We start from the raw sequence: 18,429 nt of genomic DNA, 5'->3' as shown, positions 1-18,429 counted from the left end.
GTCTGCAGTTTCGCGAATCAGAACTGGTAAACCAGGCCTACCGCAACTACGTCGTCGTTGTTAAGCTTCAGCTTGTTGTTATCGCTCAGCTGGTTGATTTTGTAATCAACGAAGGTGGACATGTTTTTGTTGAAGTAGTAGGTCGCTGCCACGTCGATGTATTTCACCAGATCCGCATCGCCAATCCCTTCAATATTTTTAGCTTTCGACTGCACGTAGCCGATGGACGGACGCAGACCGAAATCGAACTGGTACTGTGCGATGGCTTCAAATGCCTGGTTTTTGTTAGCAAAACCAGGGACGCTTGCAGCGGTGCCGGCCAGGGAACCCGGAACGCTGATTGGATTCATGTTGCGGGTTTCAGCGTACATGGTCGCCAGGTAAACGTTGTTTTTGTCGTACTTGATACCGGTGGTCCAGGCTTCAGCCTTGTCGCCTTTACCGTACACAGACGCTTTCTGGCTGTTGGTACGGTTGGAGTTAGCGTATGCCGCCCCCACGGTCAGGCCAGTGTCAGCGATGTCGTAGGACAGGCTTGAACCGAAGCCGTCGCCGTTCTGACGGGTGATGTCGCTTCTGGTGTTTGCACTGTCGGAACCGTTTTTACCCTGGTATTGCAGAGCCAGTTTCAGGCCGCTAACCAGACCGAAGAAATTGTTGTTACGGTAGGTGGCAAGCCCGGTGCCGCGACCGGTCATATAGGTATCGGTTCTGACGAAGGAGTCATCGCCGAACTCAGGCATCATATCGGTGTAAGAGGCGATATTGTACAGCACGCCGTAGTTACGACCGTAATCGAATGAACCGAAGTCGCCGGCTTTCAGGCCTGCAAACGCCAGACGCGTTTTGGTGCCGGTAGAGTCGTTTTCGGCCCGGTTACCGGCAATCTGATATTCCCACTGGCCGAACCCGGTCAGCTGGCTGTTAATCTGAGTTTCACCTTTAAAGCCCAGACGAGCGTAGGTCTGGTCGCCGTCGGCGCTGGTGTTGTCGCTGAAGTAATGTTCAGCTTTTACGCGGCCGTAGAGGTCAACTTTGTTGCCGTCTTTATTGTAGATTTCCGCGGCCTGAGACGCGGAAGCCGCCACGATGCCCATTACCACTAATGCCAGTGTGCTCTTTTTCATTTGTTATCCCAAGAATGATGAAAGCTTGCAAAATTGTTCCAGGAGTCGGGCTCCCGCTAAAAACAGGAAGGGTTTTATCGCTCTCAGATTAAAGATTTATGACAATTTAGGAGAAAGATTAAATAAACGTAATAAAGTTTAAATGTCATAAAAATGTAAAATATATCCGCTATGTTCATCGATCGTTTTTTGCTGATTAGCCCTTTTCCCACAACGCCTGTTGGCAAGCCGCCTGAGTCCTGTTACAACGTCATCTGGCTTTTTAATTTCCCCCCTTTTGTTGAAACGGCAGAGAATCATGAGTGACAGCCAGACGCTGGTGGTAAAACTAGGCACCAGCGTATTAACCGGTGGCTCCCGCCGCCTGAACCGCGCCCATATTGTTGAACTGGTTCGCCAGTGTGCCCAGCTGCACGCGGCGGGGCATCGTATTGTAATTGTGACCTCCGGGGCGATTGCCGCCGGACGTGAACACCTCGGCTACCCCGAACTCCCCGCCACCATCGCTTCTAAGCAGCTGCTGGCGGCGGTAGGGCAAAGTCGCCTGATTCAGCTCTGGGAGCAGCTGTTCTCTATCTACGGCATTCACGTCGGCCAGATGCTGCTGACCCGCGCCGATATGGAAGACCGCGAACGCTTTCTTAATGCCCGCGACACGCTAAGAGCGCTGTTAGATAACAACATTGTGCCGGTCATTAATGAAAACGACGCCGTGGCGACGGCTGAAATCAAAGTTGGCGATAACGACAACCTCTCTGCGCTGGCCGCCATTCTGGCCGGTGCCGACAAGCTGCTGTTGTTGACCGATCAGCAGGGCCTGTACACCGCTGATCCGCGCAATAACCCGGAAGCGGAATTGATTAAAGAAGTTCACGGCATTGACGATGCGCTGCGCGCTATTGCGGGAGACAGCGTCTCCGGCCTCGGCACCGGCGGTATGGGTACCAAGCTTCAGGCCGCTGACGTTGCCTGCCGTGCAGGTATCGACGTGATCATTGCAGCAGGCAGTAAGCCCGGCGTTATCGGCGACGTGATGAGCGGCCAGTCTGTCGGCACGCGTTTCCATGCGCAGCAGTCGCCGCTGGAGAACCGCAAACGCTGGATCTTTGGCGCGCCGCCTGCCGGCGAAATCACCGTGGATGATGGCGCATTGTCCGCTATTCTGGAGCGCGGCAGCTCATTGCTGCCAAAAGGCATCAAAAGCGTGAGCGGCAACTTCTCCCGTGGGGAAGTGATCCGCATTCGGAGTCTGGAAGGGCGTGATATCGCCCACGGCGTTTGCCGCTATAACAGCGACGCGCTGCGCCGTATTGCCGGGCATCACTCCCAGCAAATCGACGAAATCCTCGGCTATGAATACGGCCCGGTGGCCGTGCATCGCGACGACATGATTGTTAATTAAGGAGCAGACAAATGCTTGAACAAATGGGCAAAGCGGCAAAAGAGGCCTCTTACCAGCTGGCACTGCTCTCCGGCCGCGAAAAGAACCGCGTGCTGGAAAAAATTGCCGACTACCTTGAAGCGCGTTCAGAGCAGATCCTGAGCGCGAACCAGCAGGACGTAGACGAGGCGCGTGACAACGGCCTCAGCGAAGCAATGCTCGACCGCCTGCAGCTCACCCCGGCTCGCCTGAAGGGTATCGCCGACGATGTGCGCCAGGTGTGTAGCCTCGCCGACCCGGTAGGGCAGGTGATTGACGGCGGACTGCTGGATAGCGGGCTGCGCATCGAGCGACGCCGCGTGCCGCTCGGCGTGGTGGGCGTGATCTATGAAGCGCGCCCAAACGTCACCGTAGATGTCGCCTCCCTGTGCCTGAAAACTGGCAACGCCGCAATTCTCCGCGGTGGGAAAGAAACGTGGCGTACCAACAACGCCACGGTGGCGGTGATCCAGCAGGCGCTGGAAGAGTGCGGCCTGCCGAAGGCGGCGGTTCAGGCGATTGAAAACCCTGAGCGTGCGTTGGTGACCGAGATGCTGCGCCTCGATCGCTACATCGATATGCTGATCCCTCGCGGCGGCGCGGGCCTGCATAAACTTTGCCGCGAGCAGTCGACAATTCCGGTGATCACCGGCGGCATCGGCGTTTGCCACATCGTGGTGGACGACACCGCCGAGTTTGAACCGGCGCTGAAAATCATCGTTAACGCTAAAACACAGCGCCCGAGCACCTGCAATACTGTAGAAACGCTGCTGGTGCACCAGGCCATTGCCGACAGCTTCCTGCCTGCGCTGAGCAAGCAGATGGCCGAGTCCGGCGTGACGCTGCATGCTGACGAGAAATCTCTGCCTGTTTTACAAACTGGCCCGGCGGCGGTGGAAGCGGTGAAAGAGGCGGATTACAACGACGAATGGCTGTCGCTGCACCTGAATGTGAAAGTGGTTGCTGACCTGGACGACGCCATCGCCCATATTCGCGAGCACGGCACCCAGCATTCGGACGCCATTCTGACCCGCACGCTGCGCAACGCGAACCGCTTTATTAACGAGGTGGATTCCTCTGCCGTGTACGTCAACGCCTCAACCCGCTTCACCGACGGCGGCCAGTTCGGCCTTGGCGCGGAAGTGGCGGTCAGTACCCAGAAGCTGCACGCCCGCGGCCCGATGGGGCTTGAAGCCTTAACCACCTACAAGTGGATCGGCTTCGGCGACGACACGATTCGTGCGTAATTGAAACCAGGGTGATGCAAAAACCGGCAGTCAGTTTGATAAGCGGTTGACGCATCACCCGATCTTTCTTACCCTTTTACACCGCTAGCCACGCTCGTGGCGTGTCCTGAAAGCCGATATAGCTCAGTTGGTAGAGCAGCGCATTCGTAATGCGAAGGTCGTAGGTTCGACTCCTATTATCGGCACCAGCAACCACGCGGGTTCACGCGATATTCACCCAATCACAAAAACCACCTTGTGCCATATTTATGCCAATTCTTGCCAGAAATTCGTCAATTTGCATGTCGTGCTGAGTAGGGTGGTTAGGTGCCAGATGGGCATATCGCTGAACTATTTCTATGATTTCCAACCCCATTTTCTGCAACGCGCTTAATGGGACGCCGGACTGAACAAGCCAGCTTGCTCATGTGTGCCTGAGGTCATGGAATCGGAAGTTCTCAATGCTAGCTCTTCTTAGTGCAGCCAGCCAGGCTGTGTCAGCATCGCTTCGCATTTTCCTCACCTCCTTCGCTCCCGTTCTATCAGGCCGAACCGTTAAGGGCGACCCCAATCGCCCTTCCTGACTTAGCATCCACGGGGTGAATCCATGCCACCTTCCTTTGCATGTCAATCTGCGACCATTCGAGGTCGATGATGTTTGATCTGCGCAAGCCCGAAAGCATTCGCATAGCTCCAGGCAGTAAGGTATTACTGTTCTGGAGCCATACCTATCTCACTTTGCGTTATCAGGGTTGACGGGGGAGCCAGGAGGAGTTGCAGGCGCTTGAGTTGGCTTAGGCTGCACCAGGTAATTAACATTCAACATATAGCTTTTACCTAATAAATAATCCCCTGAGTACCATGGAATTCGGTTGAAGTTCAGGTTCAACCCATCATAGCCAAACTCAAAAAGATAGCCATTGCTGGTAGTGAATTTAAAGTGGTTATCAGCATAATCAAGAAGCGTATATTGGATGTTCTGCCCCTGGTCATAGATTTCATTAACTCTTTGCAAGAACAAGCCAGCGTTATTTGCAAATATGTTCCTGGCACTCTGGTTGTACTGCTCCAGTGTTAGTCCATCTTTTTTACTCAATTCGTTCGCTATCAAAGCAAATATATCAGCATTTGATCTGGCGACAGCCAATTGTACCCCCAGGTAATAATTTAATTTTTTTACATCGACCTCCAGACTCTTTTTCCCCGAAGCGGCTGGCGTTTTTGCTTCCACCATAAATTCTTTTGTTTTGGGAACCTCCATCACTGAAGTTGCTACATAGGCAGCACATGCCGTCATGCGCCGGGCTCCATCCTGATCAACTAATATTGATAGCGGATTGCCCTCCAGGGGAACGCGACTCAGATCTATACCTTGCTGTAACAGATTTTGCGCGACTTGTTGCTGGGTCAGTTCTCCTCGTGCTAAAGCGCAAACTTGACTCATCATCAATTCGTTACGCTGGCCATTGGGCATAGGAACCAGTGACATTACTGCACTCTGAATGACTGGAAGTGCTGGTAATGCTATGGTTTGCGGTGTTTTCTCTGCCGCAAAATTATTACTGTTATCACAACCGGAAATCAGTAGAACTGGCAGGATCCATCCAAAATTCTTAAATAATGCCATAGCGTTTTAACCTTGTACTTATTTGGAAAAAAATCAGGCTGCACGGAGCAGCCTGATCGTCATGTATTAAATGATCTATTTCCTTACCATTGGTAGCCGATGCCAACACCAATACTCGCATTCCCCTGAGTGTTGGTGGAGCCCTGGAGTTTACCGACCCAGTGTCCATTGTCGGAGATCGTCGATACACCAAGCGACAGCGCTGACTGATCACGATAGCTTGCTGCACCGAGCGACACCATGCTGGCGCCAGGAGAATAAGGTTGTGTCAGGCTAGCCATTGCCATCGCACTGGCGATACCCGCACTCAGCCTGTCGTCCTGTTTATCCACGTCGCGTTTGAGTTCAGAAAAACGATTATCAGTATAGGAATTAGCGTTGTTGGTTATATTCGACACGCTCTTATTCAGCTGATCTAAGTTAACAGCATCGGTCCCCTGAGTTGCAGTGGCGACGTTAGTGACTTGCCGTTCGCTCCCTACAGCCCCAACGGAGAAGCTATTATCACGGTTTGCCACAGAGTTGGCGCCCACTGCCACGCTGTTATTTGCCGTTGCACTCGCCCCGTTACCCATGGCAACCGAATTCGCTCCTGAAGCTTTGGCATTAGTGCCGATTGCAGCACTGTTATTACCCGAAGCCACCGAACCAGCTCCTCCGGCCACCGCATTTGTACCGGTGGCAGAAGGTTTAGGTGACGCACTGGTGTTGTTTACCTGGAACATGCCATCGGTACCGTTTTGTAGATTGTTAACATTGCCTTCAACCTGAGTAACCCGGCTATCCACAGCGGCAATGCTGCCAGTAACATTATTAATACTGTTATTAATCGTGCTAAGTGAATTATCCGTATACTGTTTGGACTCAGCAACCGCACCATCAAGCTGCCGTAAGTTGACGGCATCAGTGGCCTGCACGCCGTCAGCTACGTTACTTACAGTACGGGTTTCACCTGTTGCAGTATTACCCACCGAGACGGTACCTGCTGTGACATTGCTGGCATTGGAGTATTTCCCTGTGTAATTCTCTGCTCCACGTCCATTATCACTGGATCCCTGACCGAGAGCGACGCTGCCATCAGCGCTGGCAGTAGCGCCATTGCCGACCGCAACGGTTCCAGCACCCGATGCCTGGGCTCCGTTACCGGAAGCTAATGCGCCATCACCCGATGCCACGGCATTGCTGCCTATTGCTACCGAGTTCGCCCCACTCGCCACTGAATCAGCCTGGGTGGAATTAGCATGGAAGTATTTAACGCCTCCGCCGTTGGAAATGTTGTTGATGCTTCCCTCAATAGTCGTAACTCGTCCTCCGAGGCTAGTGATATTCGAGGTGTTAAGTGCAACTTGATCCCCTACGGCAGTAAGCTGTGCAACGTTTACAGCATCATTAGCAGCAGAGCCTGCCGCCACCCCGGTGATCTTACGGTCGCCTAACGCGGTACCAATCCCAAGTTCACCAACCGATGTCTGTGGGCTACTGAGACCATAAGCAGTATAGCCAGTCTGAGCACCAACGGTGGTAATTGAACTTGAACCCAGGGCGATGCTGGTCGCCTGAGTGGCAACTGCCCCGGCGCCTAATGCCAGAGACTGTTCACCTTGAGCTTCTGCCTGGCTACCGATAGCGATGCCGGACGCCAGCTGGACCTGCGAATTGCGGCCAATCGCGATGCCACCTACAGCAGATTGCCCAACGACAGATTGGTTACCAATCCCTATGCCATTGTCTCCGTTTACTACCGTTCCCGGACCTACAGCAATGGATTCCTGTCCCGCGGCAAGGGAGTCTTGTGGGTTAGTCGAATTAGCATGGAAGTACATTGTACCGGTGGAACTTATCGAGCCAATCGCCCCGGTCAACTGCCGCAAAGTCACGGCATCCTGGGCACTGGTTCCGTCAGCCAGATTTGTAATTTGTCGATACTCGCCAGCCTTACCTAGTGACACGGCACCCAGCAAGGTGGCGTCGGAGGTATCGTAACGAATCGCTCCGCTGCCCACTGGAATCGAACCGACAGAAGAGACAATAGCTCGGTCAGATATGGCCCCCTGACCAAGTGCCACACCGCCAAGTACCTGTACGCTGGTTTGGTTGCCCAAAGCTACGCCACCATTGGTGCTGGCTGTTGCACCAGCACCTGCGGCAAGCGATTGAGCACCACTGGATACTGATTGTGGACCAATCGCTACGCTGTCGGTTCCGGTAGCGGAGCTGTCGGCCAGCAGCGAGTTGGCATGGAAGTACTTGATGCCTGTGCCGTTGTTGACGATGTTGTTGAGCGACGTTCCCAGGCTGTTAACGGATGTGTTGGTGGCGAACAGCTGGCTGCCGTTAACCGCATCGGTGCTGGTGCTGCTTATCCGACCTGCAGCAACATTGGTTATCTGGCGTTCGCTGTCAGCAGCCCCCAGGCTCAGCACGCCCACCGGGGCGCCCCCGGCATAGGTGAAGGCCGTGCCGTTGATCGTGTCGCCGGTCACGGCATTAGCCGCGGCGGTGACGGCCCCGTTACCCAGGGCAACGGAGTTTGCCGTACCTGCAGTTGCCCCGTTACCGAACGCCAGCGCGTTGGCGGCGGTGGCGCTGGCTGAGGGGCCAACAGCCACGCTGTCGGTTCCGGTGGCGGAGCTGTCGGCCAGCAGCGAGTTGGCATGGAAGTACTTGATGCCCGAGCCGTTGTTGACGATGTTGTTGAGCGATGTCCCAAGGCTGTTAACGGATGTATTGGTGGCAAACAGCTGGCTGCCGTTGACCGCATCGGTGCTGGTATTGCTGATCCTACCCGCGGCAAGGTTGGTTATCTGGCGTTCGCTGCCAGCTGCCCCCAGGCTCAGCACGCCCACCGGGGCGCCCCCGGCATAGGTGAAGGCCGTACCGTTGATCGTGTCGCCAGTCACGGCATTAGCCGCCGCGGTAACGGCCCCGCTGCCCAGGGCAACGGAGTTTGCCGTACCTGCAGTCGCCCCGTTACCGAACGCCAGCGCGTTAGCGGCCGTGGCGCTGGCTGCGGGGCCAACAGCCACGCTGTCGGTTCCGGTGGCGAAGCTGTCGGCCAGCAGCGAGTTGGCATGGAAGTACTTGATGCCCGCCCCGTTATTGATGCTGGTCAGGGAGGAGCCGAGGCTATTGACCGCCGTGTTGGTGGCAAACAGCTGGCTGCCGTTAACCGCATCGGTACTGGTAGCCGTGATCTGCCCCGCGGCAACATTGGTTATCTGGCGTTCACTGCCTGCAGCCCCGAGGCTCAGCACGCCCACCGGGGCGCCCCCGGCATAGGTAAAGGCCGTGCCGTTAATAGTCCCGCCGGTCACGGCATTAGCCCCGGCGGTGACGGCCCCGCTGCCCAGGGCAACGGAGTTTGCCGTACCTGCAGTCGCTCCGTTACCTAACGCCAGCGCGTTGGCGGCGGTGGCGCTGGCTGAGGGGCCAACAGCCACGCTGTCGGTTCCGGTAGCGAAGCTGTCGGCCAGCAGCGAGTTGGCATGGAAGTACTTGATGCCCGTGCCGTTGTTGACGATGTTGTTGAGCGATGTCCCCAGGCTGTTAACGGATGTGTTGGTCGCAAACAGCTGGCTGCCGTTAACCGCATCGGTGCTGGTATTGCTGATCCGGCCCGCGGCAAGGTTGGTTATCTGGCGTTCACTGCCTGCAGCCCCGAGGCTCAGCACGCCCACCGGGGCCCCCCCGGCATAGGTAAAGGCTGTGCCGTTGATCGTGTCGCCGGTCACGGCGTTAGCCCCGGCGGTGACGGACCCGCTGCCCAGGGCAACGGAGTTTGCCGTACCTGCAGTCGCTCCGTTACCGAACGCCAGCGCGTTGGCGGCGGTGGCGCTGGCTGCCGGACCAACAGCCACGCTGTCGGTTCCGGTGGCGAAGCTGTCGGCCAGCAGCGAGTTGGCATGGAAGTACTTTATGCCCGTGCCGTTGTTGACGATGTTGTTGAGCGATGTTCCCAGGCTGTTAACGGATGTGTTGGTCGCAAACAGCTGGCTGCCGTTAACCGCATCGGTGCTGGTGCCGCTTATCCGACCTGCAGCAACATTGGTTATCTGGCGTTCGCTGCCAGCAGCCCCGACGCTCAGCACGCCCACCGGGGCACCCCCGGCATAGGTGAAGGCCGTACCGTTGATAGTCCCGCCGGTCACGGCATTAGCCCCGGCGGTGACGGCCCCGTTACCCAGGGCAACGGAGTTTGCCGTACCTGCAGTCGCCCCGTTACCGAACGCCAGCGCGTTGGCGGCCGTGGCGCTGGCTGCCGGACCAACAGCCACGCTGTTGGTTCCGGTGGCGGAGCTGTCGGCCAGCAGCGAGTTGGTATGGAAATACTTGATACCCGCCCCGTTATTGATGCTGGTCAAGGAGGAGCCGAGGCTATTGACCGTCGTGTTTGTTGCAAACAGCTGGCTGCCGTTGACCCCATCGGTACTGGTAGCCGTGATCTGGCCAGCAGCAAGGTTGGTTATCTGGCGTTCGCTGCCAGCAGCCCCCAGGCTCAGCACGCCCACCGGGGCACCCCCGGCATAGGTGAAGGCCGTGCCGTTGATAGTCCCGCCGGTCACGGCGTTAGCCCCGGCGGTGACGGCCCCGTTACCCAGGGCAACGGAGTTTGCCGTACCTGCAGTCGCTCCGTTACCGAACGCCAGCGCGTTGGCGGCGGTGGCGCTGGCTGCGGGACCAACAGCCACGCTGTCGGTTCCGGTGGCGGAGCTGTCGGCCAGCAGAGAATTGGTATGGAAGTACTTGATACCTGCTCCGTTATTGATGCTGGTCAGGGAGGATCCGAGGCTATTGACCGCCGTGTTGGTGGCAAACAGCTGGCTGCCGTTGACCGCATCGGTGCTGGTAGCCGTTATCTGGCCCGCGGCAACGTTGGTTATCTGGCGTTCACTGCCTGCAGCCCCCAGGCTCAGCACCCCTACCGGGGCGCCCCCGGCATAGGTGAAGGCCGTACCGTTGATAGTCCCGCCGGTCACGGCGTTAGCCCCGGCGGTGACGGCCCCGTTACCCAGGGCAACAGAGTTTGCCGTACCTGCAGTCGCTCCGTTACCCAGGGCAACAGAGTTTGCCGTACCTGCAGTCGCTCCGTTACCGAACGCCAGCGCGTTGGCGGCCGTGGCGCTGGCTGCGGGGCCAACAGCCACGCTGTTGGTTCCGGTGGCGGAGCTGTCGGCCAGCAGAGAATTGGTATGGAAAAATTTGATACCCGCCCCGTTATTAATGTTGGTCAGGGTGGTGCCGATACCATTGACCGCCGTGTTGGTGGCAAACAGCTGGCTGCCGTTAACCCCATCGGTGCTGGTAGCCGTGATCCGCCCCGCGGCAACATTGGTTATCTGGCGTTCACTGCCTGCAGCCCCGATGCTCAGCACGCCCACCGGGGCGCCCCCGGCATAGGTGAAGGCCGTGCCGTTGATAGTCCCGCCGGTCACGGCGTTAGCCCCGGCGGTGACGGCTCCGCTACCCAGAGCAATGGAATTACTTGTGCCGGCTACGGCTGCCATACCTATTGCTATGCTCGAAAGCGCCGTTGCCGTGGACTGCCCACCTATCGCAATGGAGTCATTTGCACTAGCTTGTGCCCCTCGTGTTGCATTGCTACCAATGGCAATTGACCCCAGCCCTGAAGCAGTTGTGGAGTTTGCTGGTGTCAATGCTGTAGTGCCGTCACCGCCGGCACCACCGATTGAAACTGCATTATTACTAAGAGCCCGGGCACCAAAACCTAAAGCTGTACTACCAATGCCTACCGCCGTTCCTGACAGGCCAAAAGCTGAAGCCCACTTTCCTGCTGCGGAATAAAAGCCAAATGCAGATCCCGCTTCGCCTGTTACCGAAGCATAGCTACCAAAAATGGAAGCAGCCGTAGCGTTATTACCATTAGCATTACACCCCAGTATGTTAGCGAATGTTCCTGAATCTCCAGTTGGACTAACACTGGTTCCGGGGCTTGTTACCTGCCCGACTACGAATGTACCAGCAGGACTGTTACAGGGGTTGGTCCCCGCAGGAGGATATGAGGATGCTTCTGCAACCTGAATTCCCCCAAACATCAGGGTAATCAGCGCTGGAGTGAATATAATATATTTTCTGCTTAAAAGCTTATTTGCTGCCCAATAACTATTTTCTTTTTGTATCTTTAATGGGGATGCAGAATTAACAATGAAAGGCATTGTTTTTTTCATCTTGATGCCGTCCTATAAGTTGAACAACATTTAAATGTGATGTATGCCCTCGCTATCTTAAGGGCACGCAACAACCGCTCATCATACTTGTTGATGAAAAAGTAAATACATTGATTGTGATTGTGATTGCCAAACCTCCCAATCATAAATTTCATCATTGATACGACAATACATTAAATTAATAAAAACAATTCGTTACATCTCACCCCTTCAAGCCGTGAAGAAATATACTGTGGTTATAGATGCTTTTACTGCTAATTTTTGAGGTGCTAACAAACAGTAGTCTCTCTTTTAAATACTACTTATGTTTATAAACGATAGACATAAAACCGCACCTTTTCCATATTCTAAACAGGAGAAAAAATAACAATAAATTACATGCACTTAATTTAATCCTTCAGGGTGTTAGTCATCAATTGTGATCTGGTTCTCATTGCGTAACTTTGGGAGCGCAAGTTATTCTCTCATCAACTATATTTCCCCAAAAATGGCAGTCTCTTTTGAAAAATGGAATGGTAATATATTCCGTATGCTGGAATAACTATTTTGTTCCTCACTTTATAATTAGTCTGCAAAGCTAAAAGTATCTTACGGGGTAGTGGCAAAAGTTGAGAAGGATGAGATAGCTGAAATGAATAACTCCCAATATCCTGAAGAGGGTGCGGCCCGGGCGAGAAGGATTTAGCCACAGGGAATCACAGAACTCCGGTTGACAGGTTTCAACAGCTGGTGGCCTTATAAATTACTGTATAGCCTGGTGCCTTCAGCCCTCATCCTTTAAGGTTTCAAAAGACTGAATTATTTTCCATGTTTGCCGATAATTGAATAAAGGGATAGATAAATCTATAGCACCATAATACCAGGCCATGGTGTGGTGCAAAGCGTATCATTCATCTGTACATGGGCACGCCCGCAGAAAGCTTCTGAAAGTTTAGACTCATAGAGAGATGAGGAAAGGTTGGCTAGATGGGAATCTACCTGCCAGTAAGAGGTGAAAAAAGTGGTTGTTAAGCCGTGCAGCAATCATGGCAAGAACGGAGAGACGTAGAGGGCAACACTTATACTGAGCATCTGGACAATTTTATCGTCCTGGACATCGATAACTCGGCGCTTTTACTTATTCTTAATAATGGTAGCGTCATCCTGATGCAAAGTTACCTGAACCTGATCTGCAGTAAAATTCTGGTTAAATCAATCAAATAGCTTGTCCTTCTCCATGAAAATACTCACAATAAGAGTTATTCATTCATTCCTTATAATAAAAAACAATTTGAAAACAGTCACTTAAATAAAATTAAACACATTTTCATATATGCTCTACTTATTTTGATTCAAATCGTGTCTTTTTGTGTTAATGAAAATTTTTTGGGTTTTAAAACCTTTTTAACCCAAAAAGAAGCATGCTCTCAGTAAAAAATATCGTTTTATTTAAAATAACAAATAATAGTAAAAGAGAGTTTTCTGGTACTTAACCATTTGATTAGTATGTGTTTTTAATTAAAAACACCCAATGATTGACCATGGTAACAATTACATTACGCAATTAAACCGTAAAGTTACGACTATTGCATTGTGATTGCCCCCCCTACTAAAATGAGCGGGCTCCAACACGTTTGACCAGTTGCATGCTACCGGATGTAATGCATAAGATTCTTGCTCTAACGCAAGTAACAGGAACTTATTTTATAAGTTGTATGTCATTCACTTTTAGGTTCAAGGTAACTGCTGCCATTAGATCTTTAGAGAGTAATGATGCTGATTCAAAGGAAAGTTGAATCGGTGTGTTTTTTATTTATGGGATGCCACATCTTATTTTTATTTAGGAATAGTGACGCTCACTATAAAATATTCAGTATGATTAACCATTGCGCCGGAGAAACCATCCGATATTTGCGTAAACAAAAAAAATGACTGGCGCTGAGTTTGGTCGCGTAGTCGGGTTAAGCCAGCAACAAATCTCTCGGTATGAACGTGGAGTCAATCATCTGACATTAACAATGTTAATAAAAATGCTGATAGCACTTGATGTTTCGCTGGAAGATTTTGCCTACCGGCTTAGTATAATTTGTGGTTTTACGGATGCTAAAGGCATGTTGTTGTTATATGCCAAGACTAAAGTTCCTTCTGATGAGATAACAAATAAAACACAACTTTTTGGTTAGGTTTTATAATGTATTATAATCATGTCACCAACCGTCTGGCATGTTGGCTTTTTATTTAAAAAAACATTTGAATGTGTGCCTTATACACTTTAGGACTTATAAAAGGAGTAAGTGGCAACCTGTAATCTGAGAAGCATGCCACTTAGTTCTTAGCCGCTAGCAATAATTTTTAAATAAAATTTAGCCCTTAATCTGCTATTGTAAATCACTTATTATAGCTAAACCTTCCTGGAGTTTCTGGTAGATATACCGAACCGATCATGACAATGGGTCTATCTTGAGCGGGCAATATTGAAGAGTTTAGTACTGTAATCCTGAACCAGAAATAGATCACGTTGCCCATAATTGCTTCGATAAATCTCTTATCAAAAGCGACCCCTATTCTTTAATTTTCAGGAGGGCATCCGTACTGTTTGTCGAATAACTACGTCTTTGTAAAGCAGGAATATGAGCAAAAGCGTATGTAATATTTTTTGTTCATCGGGCGGGGCATCACGGGAGCATCTCTGTCTGGTTTGAGGTCAATAGATGATGGACGATATGTCAGATACCAAACGGCTAAGGTTACTGGAAAATGCCGTAGTTAATTACTCAGGAGGGATTACAAGCCTCGAAAAACGGATTGTAACTGTTTTGGAGAAAGATAAAACTCTTTGTGAAAATACAAAATTATTGCTTGAAGATATCGCAATGTATATGCGTGATATGAAAACATTCGTCAGGCTGGATACTTAATATAGGCGCGTTAGCTGGATATCATGAATTATTTTATACTCGTTATATGGAGCTTTAGATAATGGACGGCATAGCAAGGATGCCTTGGGTTAAGATTAAAAACTGCAACCTGATATTAAATAAAAAACTAGATGTTTCATTATCCTCAGAAAAAAACAGAATGAAGGTTGCAGTCATATCTGAAAATTCATACCTTTCTTTGGGGATCTCATCGATTTTATCCTGCGCCAATGGTGGGGGCGTTTTTTTTTGATATTGTATGTTATACAGGCATTGAACGGCTATCGCCAATGCAGTATGACTTGGTGATCGCCGATGATATCACGAGAGCCGCTTTTCTATTATCTTTAGCGCCCGTGCATTCACTTAATGAAGTTATGTACTGCGCTCCTCAGCCCGGAAGACGTTTTCAGGAATTCCAGACAGGGTTCCCGGATGAGACTACGCAATGGCGGCTCATTACTCGTTCAGCCAATCATCGACTAACGCAGCAGGAAGCAGAAATCAGAGACTATTTAGCAACTGAAAAATCTACCAGTGAGATAGCGCTTTTAACCGGGAAAAGTAACAAACGCATCAGTTACTACAAACAGAAAATTAAAAAGAAAAGCTATTGCAGGAATGATGCCGAACTTTTTAGAGCGCTGTGCCTGATGAAAGGCATTGTTTATTATGAGCCTGTCATTAATTCTGTGTAACTGCCACTGTATTAAAAGGTGATCGCTCAGGCGATCACCGAACTCGATAATAAAACGACTCATTGCCAGCCGAGAGTTCTGGATTGGCCTACTCCATTTTTTCGACGCATCCTTGATCGCAAGATAAATAACCTTACGCACCGAGTCATCCGTCGGGAACACCTCGTGTTTCTTGATGGCCGACCGGATCACGCGACGTGTTCAGCTCAATTTCACCGTCATCGAAAAGCAGCGTTTTTGATGAGTAGCCATTGCGGGGATTCGAGCCTGCTTTTGGGGTATTTCTCTCATGCCGAGGTGGCCAGTCAGCTCTGCATTAAGCGCTGTTTCGACGGCAAGCTTTGTCAGCATCCGGGAAAACTGATTGAGATAAACTTCGGTTATAAGGCCCCGGCCAGTTAAGCAGCCAGCGCTTTGAGTTTTTTGGTCCATAATTTGCCTGTCTCCGCTGTTGGAATGAACATATCAAAACAGGCAGATACACAATTTAAATTACAGTCTCGATGAACTATAGTAACGCCGACTCCCACTTACTCAACAAAAAATATGAATACTGGAACTATCAAATCATTACAGGCAGTCCGAGGCATCGCGGCATTGCTGGTTGTCATGCATCACTATAAATTTTCCTTAGCGGAGAAGTATACGTCAGGGTGGTTTTCTCCAATCCTGAATGCGGGTGGCATCGGCGTAACTGTATTTTTTATACTTAGTGGTTTTGTGATGATTTACTCGTCGCAAGATAAAAAAACCTCGACAGAATTTTTCATAAATAGGATTTCCAGGATTTACCCTGCCTACCTGTTTTTTATCATTGTCAGTTTTTTTATCGGTGGCGGTATGAGCATTTTTCATTATGCCGATAAAGCTCATGGTTTTATTACATCGTTATTGTTCCTTCCCTCTGTGGTGGTGAATGCGCCTGCGTATATAGATTTTAACACCCCATCAGCGGTTAGGTGGACGCTTAACTATGAGATGTTTTTCTATCTTTTATTTGGGCTTTCACTTTTCTTTAAAAGACAATCCGTCGCTTTATTGTCCATGTTTGCAATTATTTTGATTGCCATTCCAGCGGCATCTGGTTTTATCCCCACAGCGGATGTAAGTGGTTATGGTTACACCTCCATAGCCTTAGCATTTATAACAAACCCTATAATGTATCAGTTCATAACAGGTGTGATTGTTGGCCTGACGTACAAAAAAATAGATTCTTTACTTTCAGAGCCTGTTAAAAAAATAATTTTAATAGTATCTGTTGTTTTGGTTTTGTATTTCTGTTTTTATCTTGATTTTAATAATCACGGCCTGAAATCATCAGGATGGATTATGTTGTTGTTCTTTACTGCAGTAGTGTTGAACAGAGGGTGGCTTGATCCCTTTATTCCTGCGGTGTTTATTTATTTAGGTGAGATTTCATTTTCAATTTATCTGCTTCATAATCCAATGATGATAATAACGGAAAAGTATTTACTCAAAACTAATGAAGGGTGGTTTGTTGTACTTGTTGCATTGGCGTTAACCGCCCTGACATCTATGCTTTCGCACAAGTACATCGAAGTTATTGCGTCGAGAAAAACGAAATTAGCTTTGACTCGTTTGCTGGTGATGAGAAATTCAAGAAAGATTGAGTGATGATCATTGTGTCTTGTGCATAGACACCAGGGCTAAGTAGTGAGAGGTTGTCGCTTTGCGTGCCCATGCATGGGCATAAAGTTAGCGCAAAACCACTCAAAACCGATGAAGATGTCGATTCGTCTTGCGCTAATCGTCTGTTGAGATAGCATAAAACCTTGCGACATCAGGGTTCCGGGGTGCCGTGAGCGACCAACATTCACAAAGGTTAATATGAAACAAATTACGTTCAGCGATCTACAAAAACAAAGTGAGCAGGCCGCAAACTCCCCTCGCTTACGTGCCAATCGTAATCTCCATCCTGAATTAAGCGATCCTGTTCAGCGTCTGGCTATTGCTATGGAGCCGGGTACCTATGTTCGCCCTCACCGCCACCCGCACACGTTTGAGCTGCTGACATCCCTTAGCGGACGCTTTTTGGTATTGCATTTTGATGACAAGGGCAACGTGACCCAGCGCGCTGTGTTAGGTGACGACTGCAAGGTGCTGGAGACGGATGCAGGGACCTGGCATGCGGTGTTGTCGATGGATAAAGGTGGGGTTATTTTTGAGGTGAAACATGGGGCGTACCAGCCTGTAGCTGAGCAAGATATGGCTCCATGGGCACCCGCCGAAAACGAGCCGGGAGCGGCTGAGCTGATGAAATGGTATGCCGTGGCGCAAGTGGGAGATGGCGGTTTTACCATGTAATAGTACTGCACCCTCTCGTACTCTTTCCTGGCGTGGTGAAATAAACGTAAAGCCGTGTACAACGGCTTTAGCCCGTTTTTATCTCATGTTTTCAACTGAACTTGACCCTGATTATGTCCGGGGCATCTTTGGGGGCAGGGTCATCGTCAGACGGTCGATTTCCACATTGGAGACAAGGCCCCAGTTTTTTGGGTCTCGCCAGCCTTCGATTTTATAGGCGATCTCTTTTTCGTCGTAAAAGGGGGGTACATCCTTGTCGCTAATTTAGTAAGTGAAGCAACAAGCTTATATCGCTATTAAATAACGACCCGGAGCTCTATAATCCCGGCACTAAAAATATCTCAGGGAATTTGTAATGAAGTCAATTCTTGCTGGCAGCGCCATTGTTGGGACTGCGCTTATCGTTTCGTCCTTAATTAGTTCCGGTCCGGTTTTATTTAAGAGTGAAAATATTATCTCCATCACCGGCGGTTCAGTGAAGCTTGGTAACATCTACGATGAGCACAAAGTTGTCTCGGTGAAAATGATTTTCGATGACAGCGTCTCTAATGAGGAATTTTTGGATCAGGCTAATGCGGATGATTATAAAGTCGCCTATAAAGACAAGCTCACAGAGGTGGCGAATTTAATCAATAAAGGCAGAAAAGAAGACGAGAAAACGACGGTAGAAAATCTGAAGCTTACTAAACCAGCCAAACTGGAGATCACCACCGCAGTAAGATACCGCAGCGAATACCAGCCGGTATTCACCCTGGTGCTGGGAACAAAAACGGTTGATTTGCCGGTTGGCACTCAGGTGTATGCAAAATCTATCGAATCTGTGGATGCCTTCCTGAAGGAACAGAAACCCCTGTTTGACTCAGCGCTGTACCTGAAAAAGTAGTCCTTTCAGTATCATTAAGCCCGCTAGCGGACTGTCCCTTT

The 18,429-nt window shown here is 50.5% G+C and carries 11 protein-coding genes, 1 tRNA gene and 4 pseudogenes; 9 read left to right on the top strand and 7 right to left on the bottom strand.

Annotated elements, in window-relative coordinates; translation table 11 throughout:
- Positions 1–17: 17 nt before the first annotated feature.
- Positions 18–1,127 (bottom strand): porin OmpC, encoded by a 1,110-nt coding sequence (gene ompC / locus EL098_RS17920; protein ID WP_126357439.1) that lies wholly within the window; start codon positions 1,125–1,127, stop codon positions 18–20.
- 298 nt (positions 1,128–1,425) lie between these two features.
- Here ompC and proB point away from each other — a divergent pair, with 298 nt between their 5' ends.
- The 3 genes from proB to EL098_RS17905 all read left to right on the top strand — a co-directional run bounded on the left by proB (position 1,426) and on the right by EL098_RS17905 (position 3,982).
- On the top strand, positions 1,426–2,529 hold the full coding sequence (gene proB / locus EL098_RS17915) for a glutamate 5-kinase (RefSeq protein ID WP_126357438.1): 1,104 nt from the start codon (positions 1,426–1,428) through the stop codon (positions 2,527–2,529).
- 11 nt (positions 2,530–2,540) lie between these two features.
- Positions 2,541–3,794, top strand: a complete 1,254-nt coding sequence (gene proA / locus EL098_RS17910) for a glutamate-5-semialdehyde dehydrogenase (RefSeq protein ID WP_126357437.1) — start codon at positions 2,541–2,543, stop codon at positions 3,792–3,794.
- A 112-nt stretch (positions 3,795–3,906) separates the two neighbouring features.
- Positions 3,907–3,982, top strand: a tRNA-Thr gene (locus EL098_RS17905).
- Between the two features lie 14 nt (positions 3,983–3,996).
- Here the strand turns inward: EL098_RS17905 and EL098_RS17900 are convergent.
- From EL098_RS17900 to EL098_RS23835, 4 genes and pseudogenes are all read right to left on the bottom strand, one after another.
- A pseudogene (locus EL098_RS17900) lies at positions 3,997–4,456 on the bottom strand (site-specific integrase); the annotation flags it as partial.
- Between the two features lie 50 nt (positions 4,457–4,506).
- A complete protein-coding gene (locus tag EL098_RS17895; RefSeq protein WP_126357436.1) occupies positions 4,507–5,400 on the bottom strand; it encodes a hypothetical protein in 894 nt (297 codons plus the stop codon).
- 83 nt (positions 5,401–5,483) lie between these two features.
- Positions 5,484–10,904: a YadA-like family protein gene (locus EL098_RS23695; protein ID WP_164716906.1), complete on the bottom strand. Its 5,421-nt coding sequence runs from the start codon at positions 10,902–10,904 to the stop codon at positions 5,484–5,486.
- Between the two features lie 30 nt (positions 10,905–10,934).
- Positions 10,935–11,453 (bottom strand): annotated as a pseudogene (locus EL098_RS23835) (hypothetical protein); the annotation flags it as partial.
- Positions 11,454–13,492: 2,039 nt separating this feature from the next.
- Between EL098_RS23835 and EL098_RS17885 the strand changes: the two are divergent.
- From EL098_RS17885 to EL098_RS17875, 3 genes are all read left to right on the top strand, one after another.
- Positions 13,493–13,747, top strand: a complete 255-nt coding sequence (locus EL098_RS17885; RefSeq protein WP_126357434.1) for a helix-turn-helix domain-containing protein — start codon at positions 13,493–13,495, stop codon at positions 13,745–13,747.
- A gap of 528 nt (positions 13,748–14,275) precedes the next feature.
- The gene (locus tag EL098_RS17880) at positions 14,276–14,482 is read left to right on the top strand and encodes a hypothetical protein (protein ID WP_126357433.1); all 207 of its coding nucleotides are present in this window, start codon (positions 14,276–14,278) and stop codon (positions 14,480–14,482) included.
- A 167-nt stretch (positions 14,483–14,649) separates the two neighbouring features.
- Positions 14,650–15,180: a helix-turn-helix transcriptional regulator gene (locus tag EL098_RS17875; protein WP_126357432.1), complete on the top strand. Its 531-nt coding sequence runs from the start codon at positions 14,650–14,652 to the stop codon at positions 15,178–15,180.
- Between the two features lie 18 nt (positions 15,181–15,198).
- Here EL098_RS17875 and EL098_RS17870 read toward each other — a convergent pair.
- Positions 15,199–15,372: pseudogene (locus tag EL098_RS17870) on the bottom strand (IS256 family transposase); the annotation flags it as partial.
- Positions 15,368–15,644, bottom strand: a pseudogene (locus EL098_RS17865) (transposase); the annotation flags it as partial. The pseudogenes EL098_RS17865 and EL098_RS17870, both read right to left, overlap by 5 nt.
- Before the next feature lie 82 nt (positions 15,645–15,726).
- Here EL098_RS17865 and EL098_RS17860 point away from each other — a divergent pair.
- The 3 genes from EL098_RS17860 to EL098_RS17850 all read left to right on the top strand — a co-directional run bounded on the left by EL098_RS17860 (position 15,727) and on the right by EL098_RS17850 (position 18,388).
- Entirely contained in the window at positions 15,727–16,815 is a 1,089-nt protein-coding gene (locus EL098_RS17860) for an acyltransferase family protein (protein ID WP_126357431.1), read from the top strand.
- Positions 16,816–17,028: 213 nt separating this feature from the next.
- Entirely contained in the window at positions 17,029–17,505 is a 477-nt protein-coding gene (locus EL098_RS17855) for a WbuC family cupin fold metalloprotein (protein WP_126357430.1), read from the top strand.
- A gap of 355 nt (positions 17,506–17,860) precedes the next feature.
- A complete protein-coding gene (locus tag EL098_RS17850; RefSeq protein ID WP_126357429.1) occupies positions 17,861–18,388 on the top strand; it encodes a hypothetical protein in 528 nt (175 codons plus the stop codon).
- Positions 18,389–18,429: the final 41 nt, after the last annotated feature.

The sequence above is a fragment of the Cedecea lapagei genome (genome assembly GCF_900635955.1).
Taxonomy (GTDB): domain Bacteria; phylum Pseudomonadota; class Gammaproteobacteria; order Enterobacterales; family Enterobacteriaceae; genus Cedecea; species Cedecea lapagei.
The sequence above is the reverse complement of the archived record's forward strand: the minus strand, read 5'-3'. Positions and strand labels throughout refer to the sequence as shown.

Coding starts and splice junctions, on each gene's coding strand:
- ompC (WP_126357439.1), bottom strand. CDS start 1,127: ATGAAAAAGAGCACACTGGCATTAGTGGTAATGGGCATCGTGGCGGCT.
- proB (WP_126357438.1), top strand. CDS start 1,426: ATGAGTGACAGCCAGACGCTGGTGGTAAAACTAGGCACCAGCGTATTA.
- proA (WP_126357437.1), top strand. CDS start 2,541: ATGCTTGAACAAATGGGCAAAGCGGCAAAAGAGGCCTCTTACCAGCTG.
- EL098_RS17895 (WP_126357436.1), bottom strand. CDS start 5,400: ATGGCATTATTTAAGAATTTTGGATGGATCCTGCCAGTTCTACTGATT.
- EL098_RS23695 (WP_164716906.1), bottom strand. CDS start 10,904: ATGGCAGCCGTAGCCGGCACAAGTAATTCCATTGCTCTGGGTAGCGGA.
- EL098_RS17885 (WP_126357434.1), top strand. CDS start 13,493: ATGACTGGCGCTGAGTTTGGTCGCGTAGTCGGGTTAAGCCAGCAACAA.
- EL098_RS17880 (WP_126357433.1), top strand. CDS start 14,276: ATGATGGACGATATGTCAGATACCAAACGGCTAAGGTTACTGGAAAAT.
- EL098_RS17860 (WP_126357431.1), top strand. CDS start 15,727: ATGAATACTGGAACTATCAAATCATTACAGGCAGTCCGAGGCATCGCG.
- EL098_RS17855 (WP_126357430.1), top strand. CDS start 17,029: ATGAAACAAATTACGTTCAGCGATCTACAAAAACAAAGTGAGCAGGCC.
- EL098_RS17850 (WP_126357429.1), top strand. CDS start 17,861: ATGAAGTCAATTCTTGCTGGCAGCGCCATTGTTGGGACTGCGCTTATC.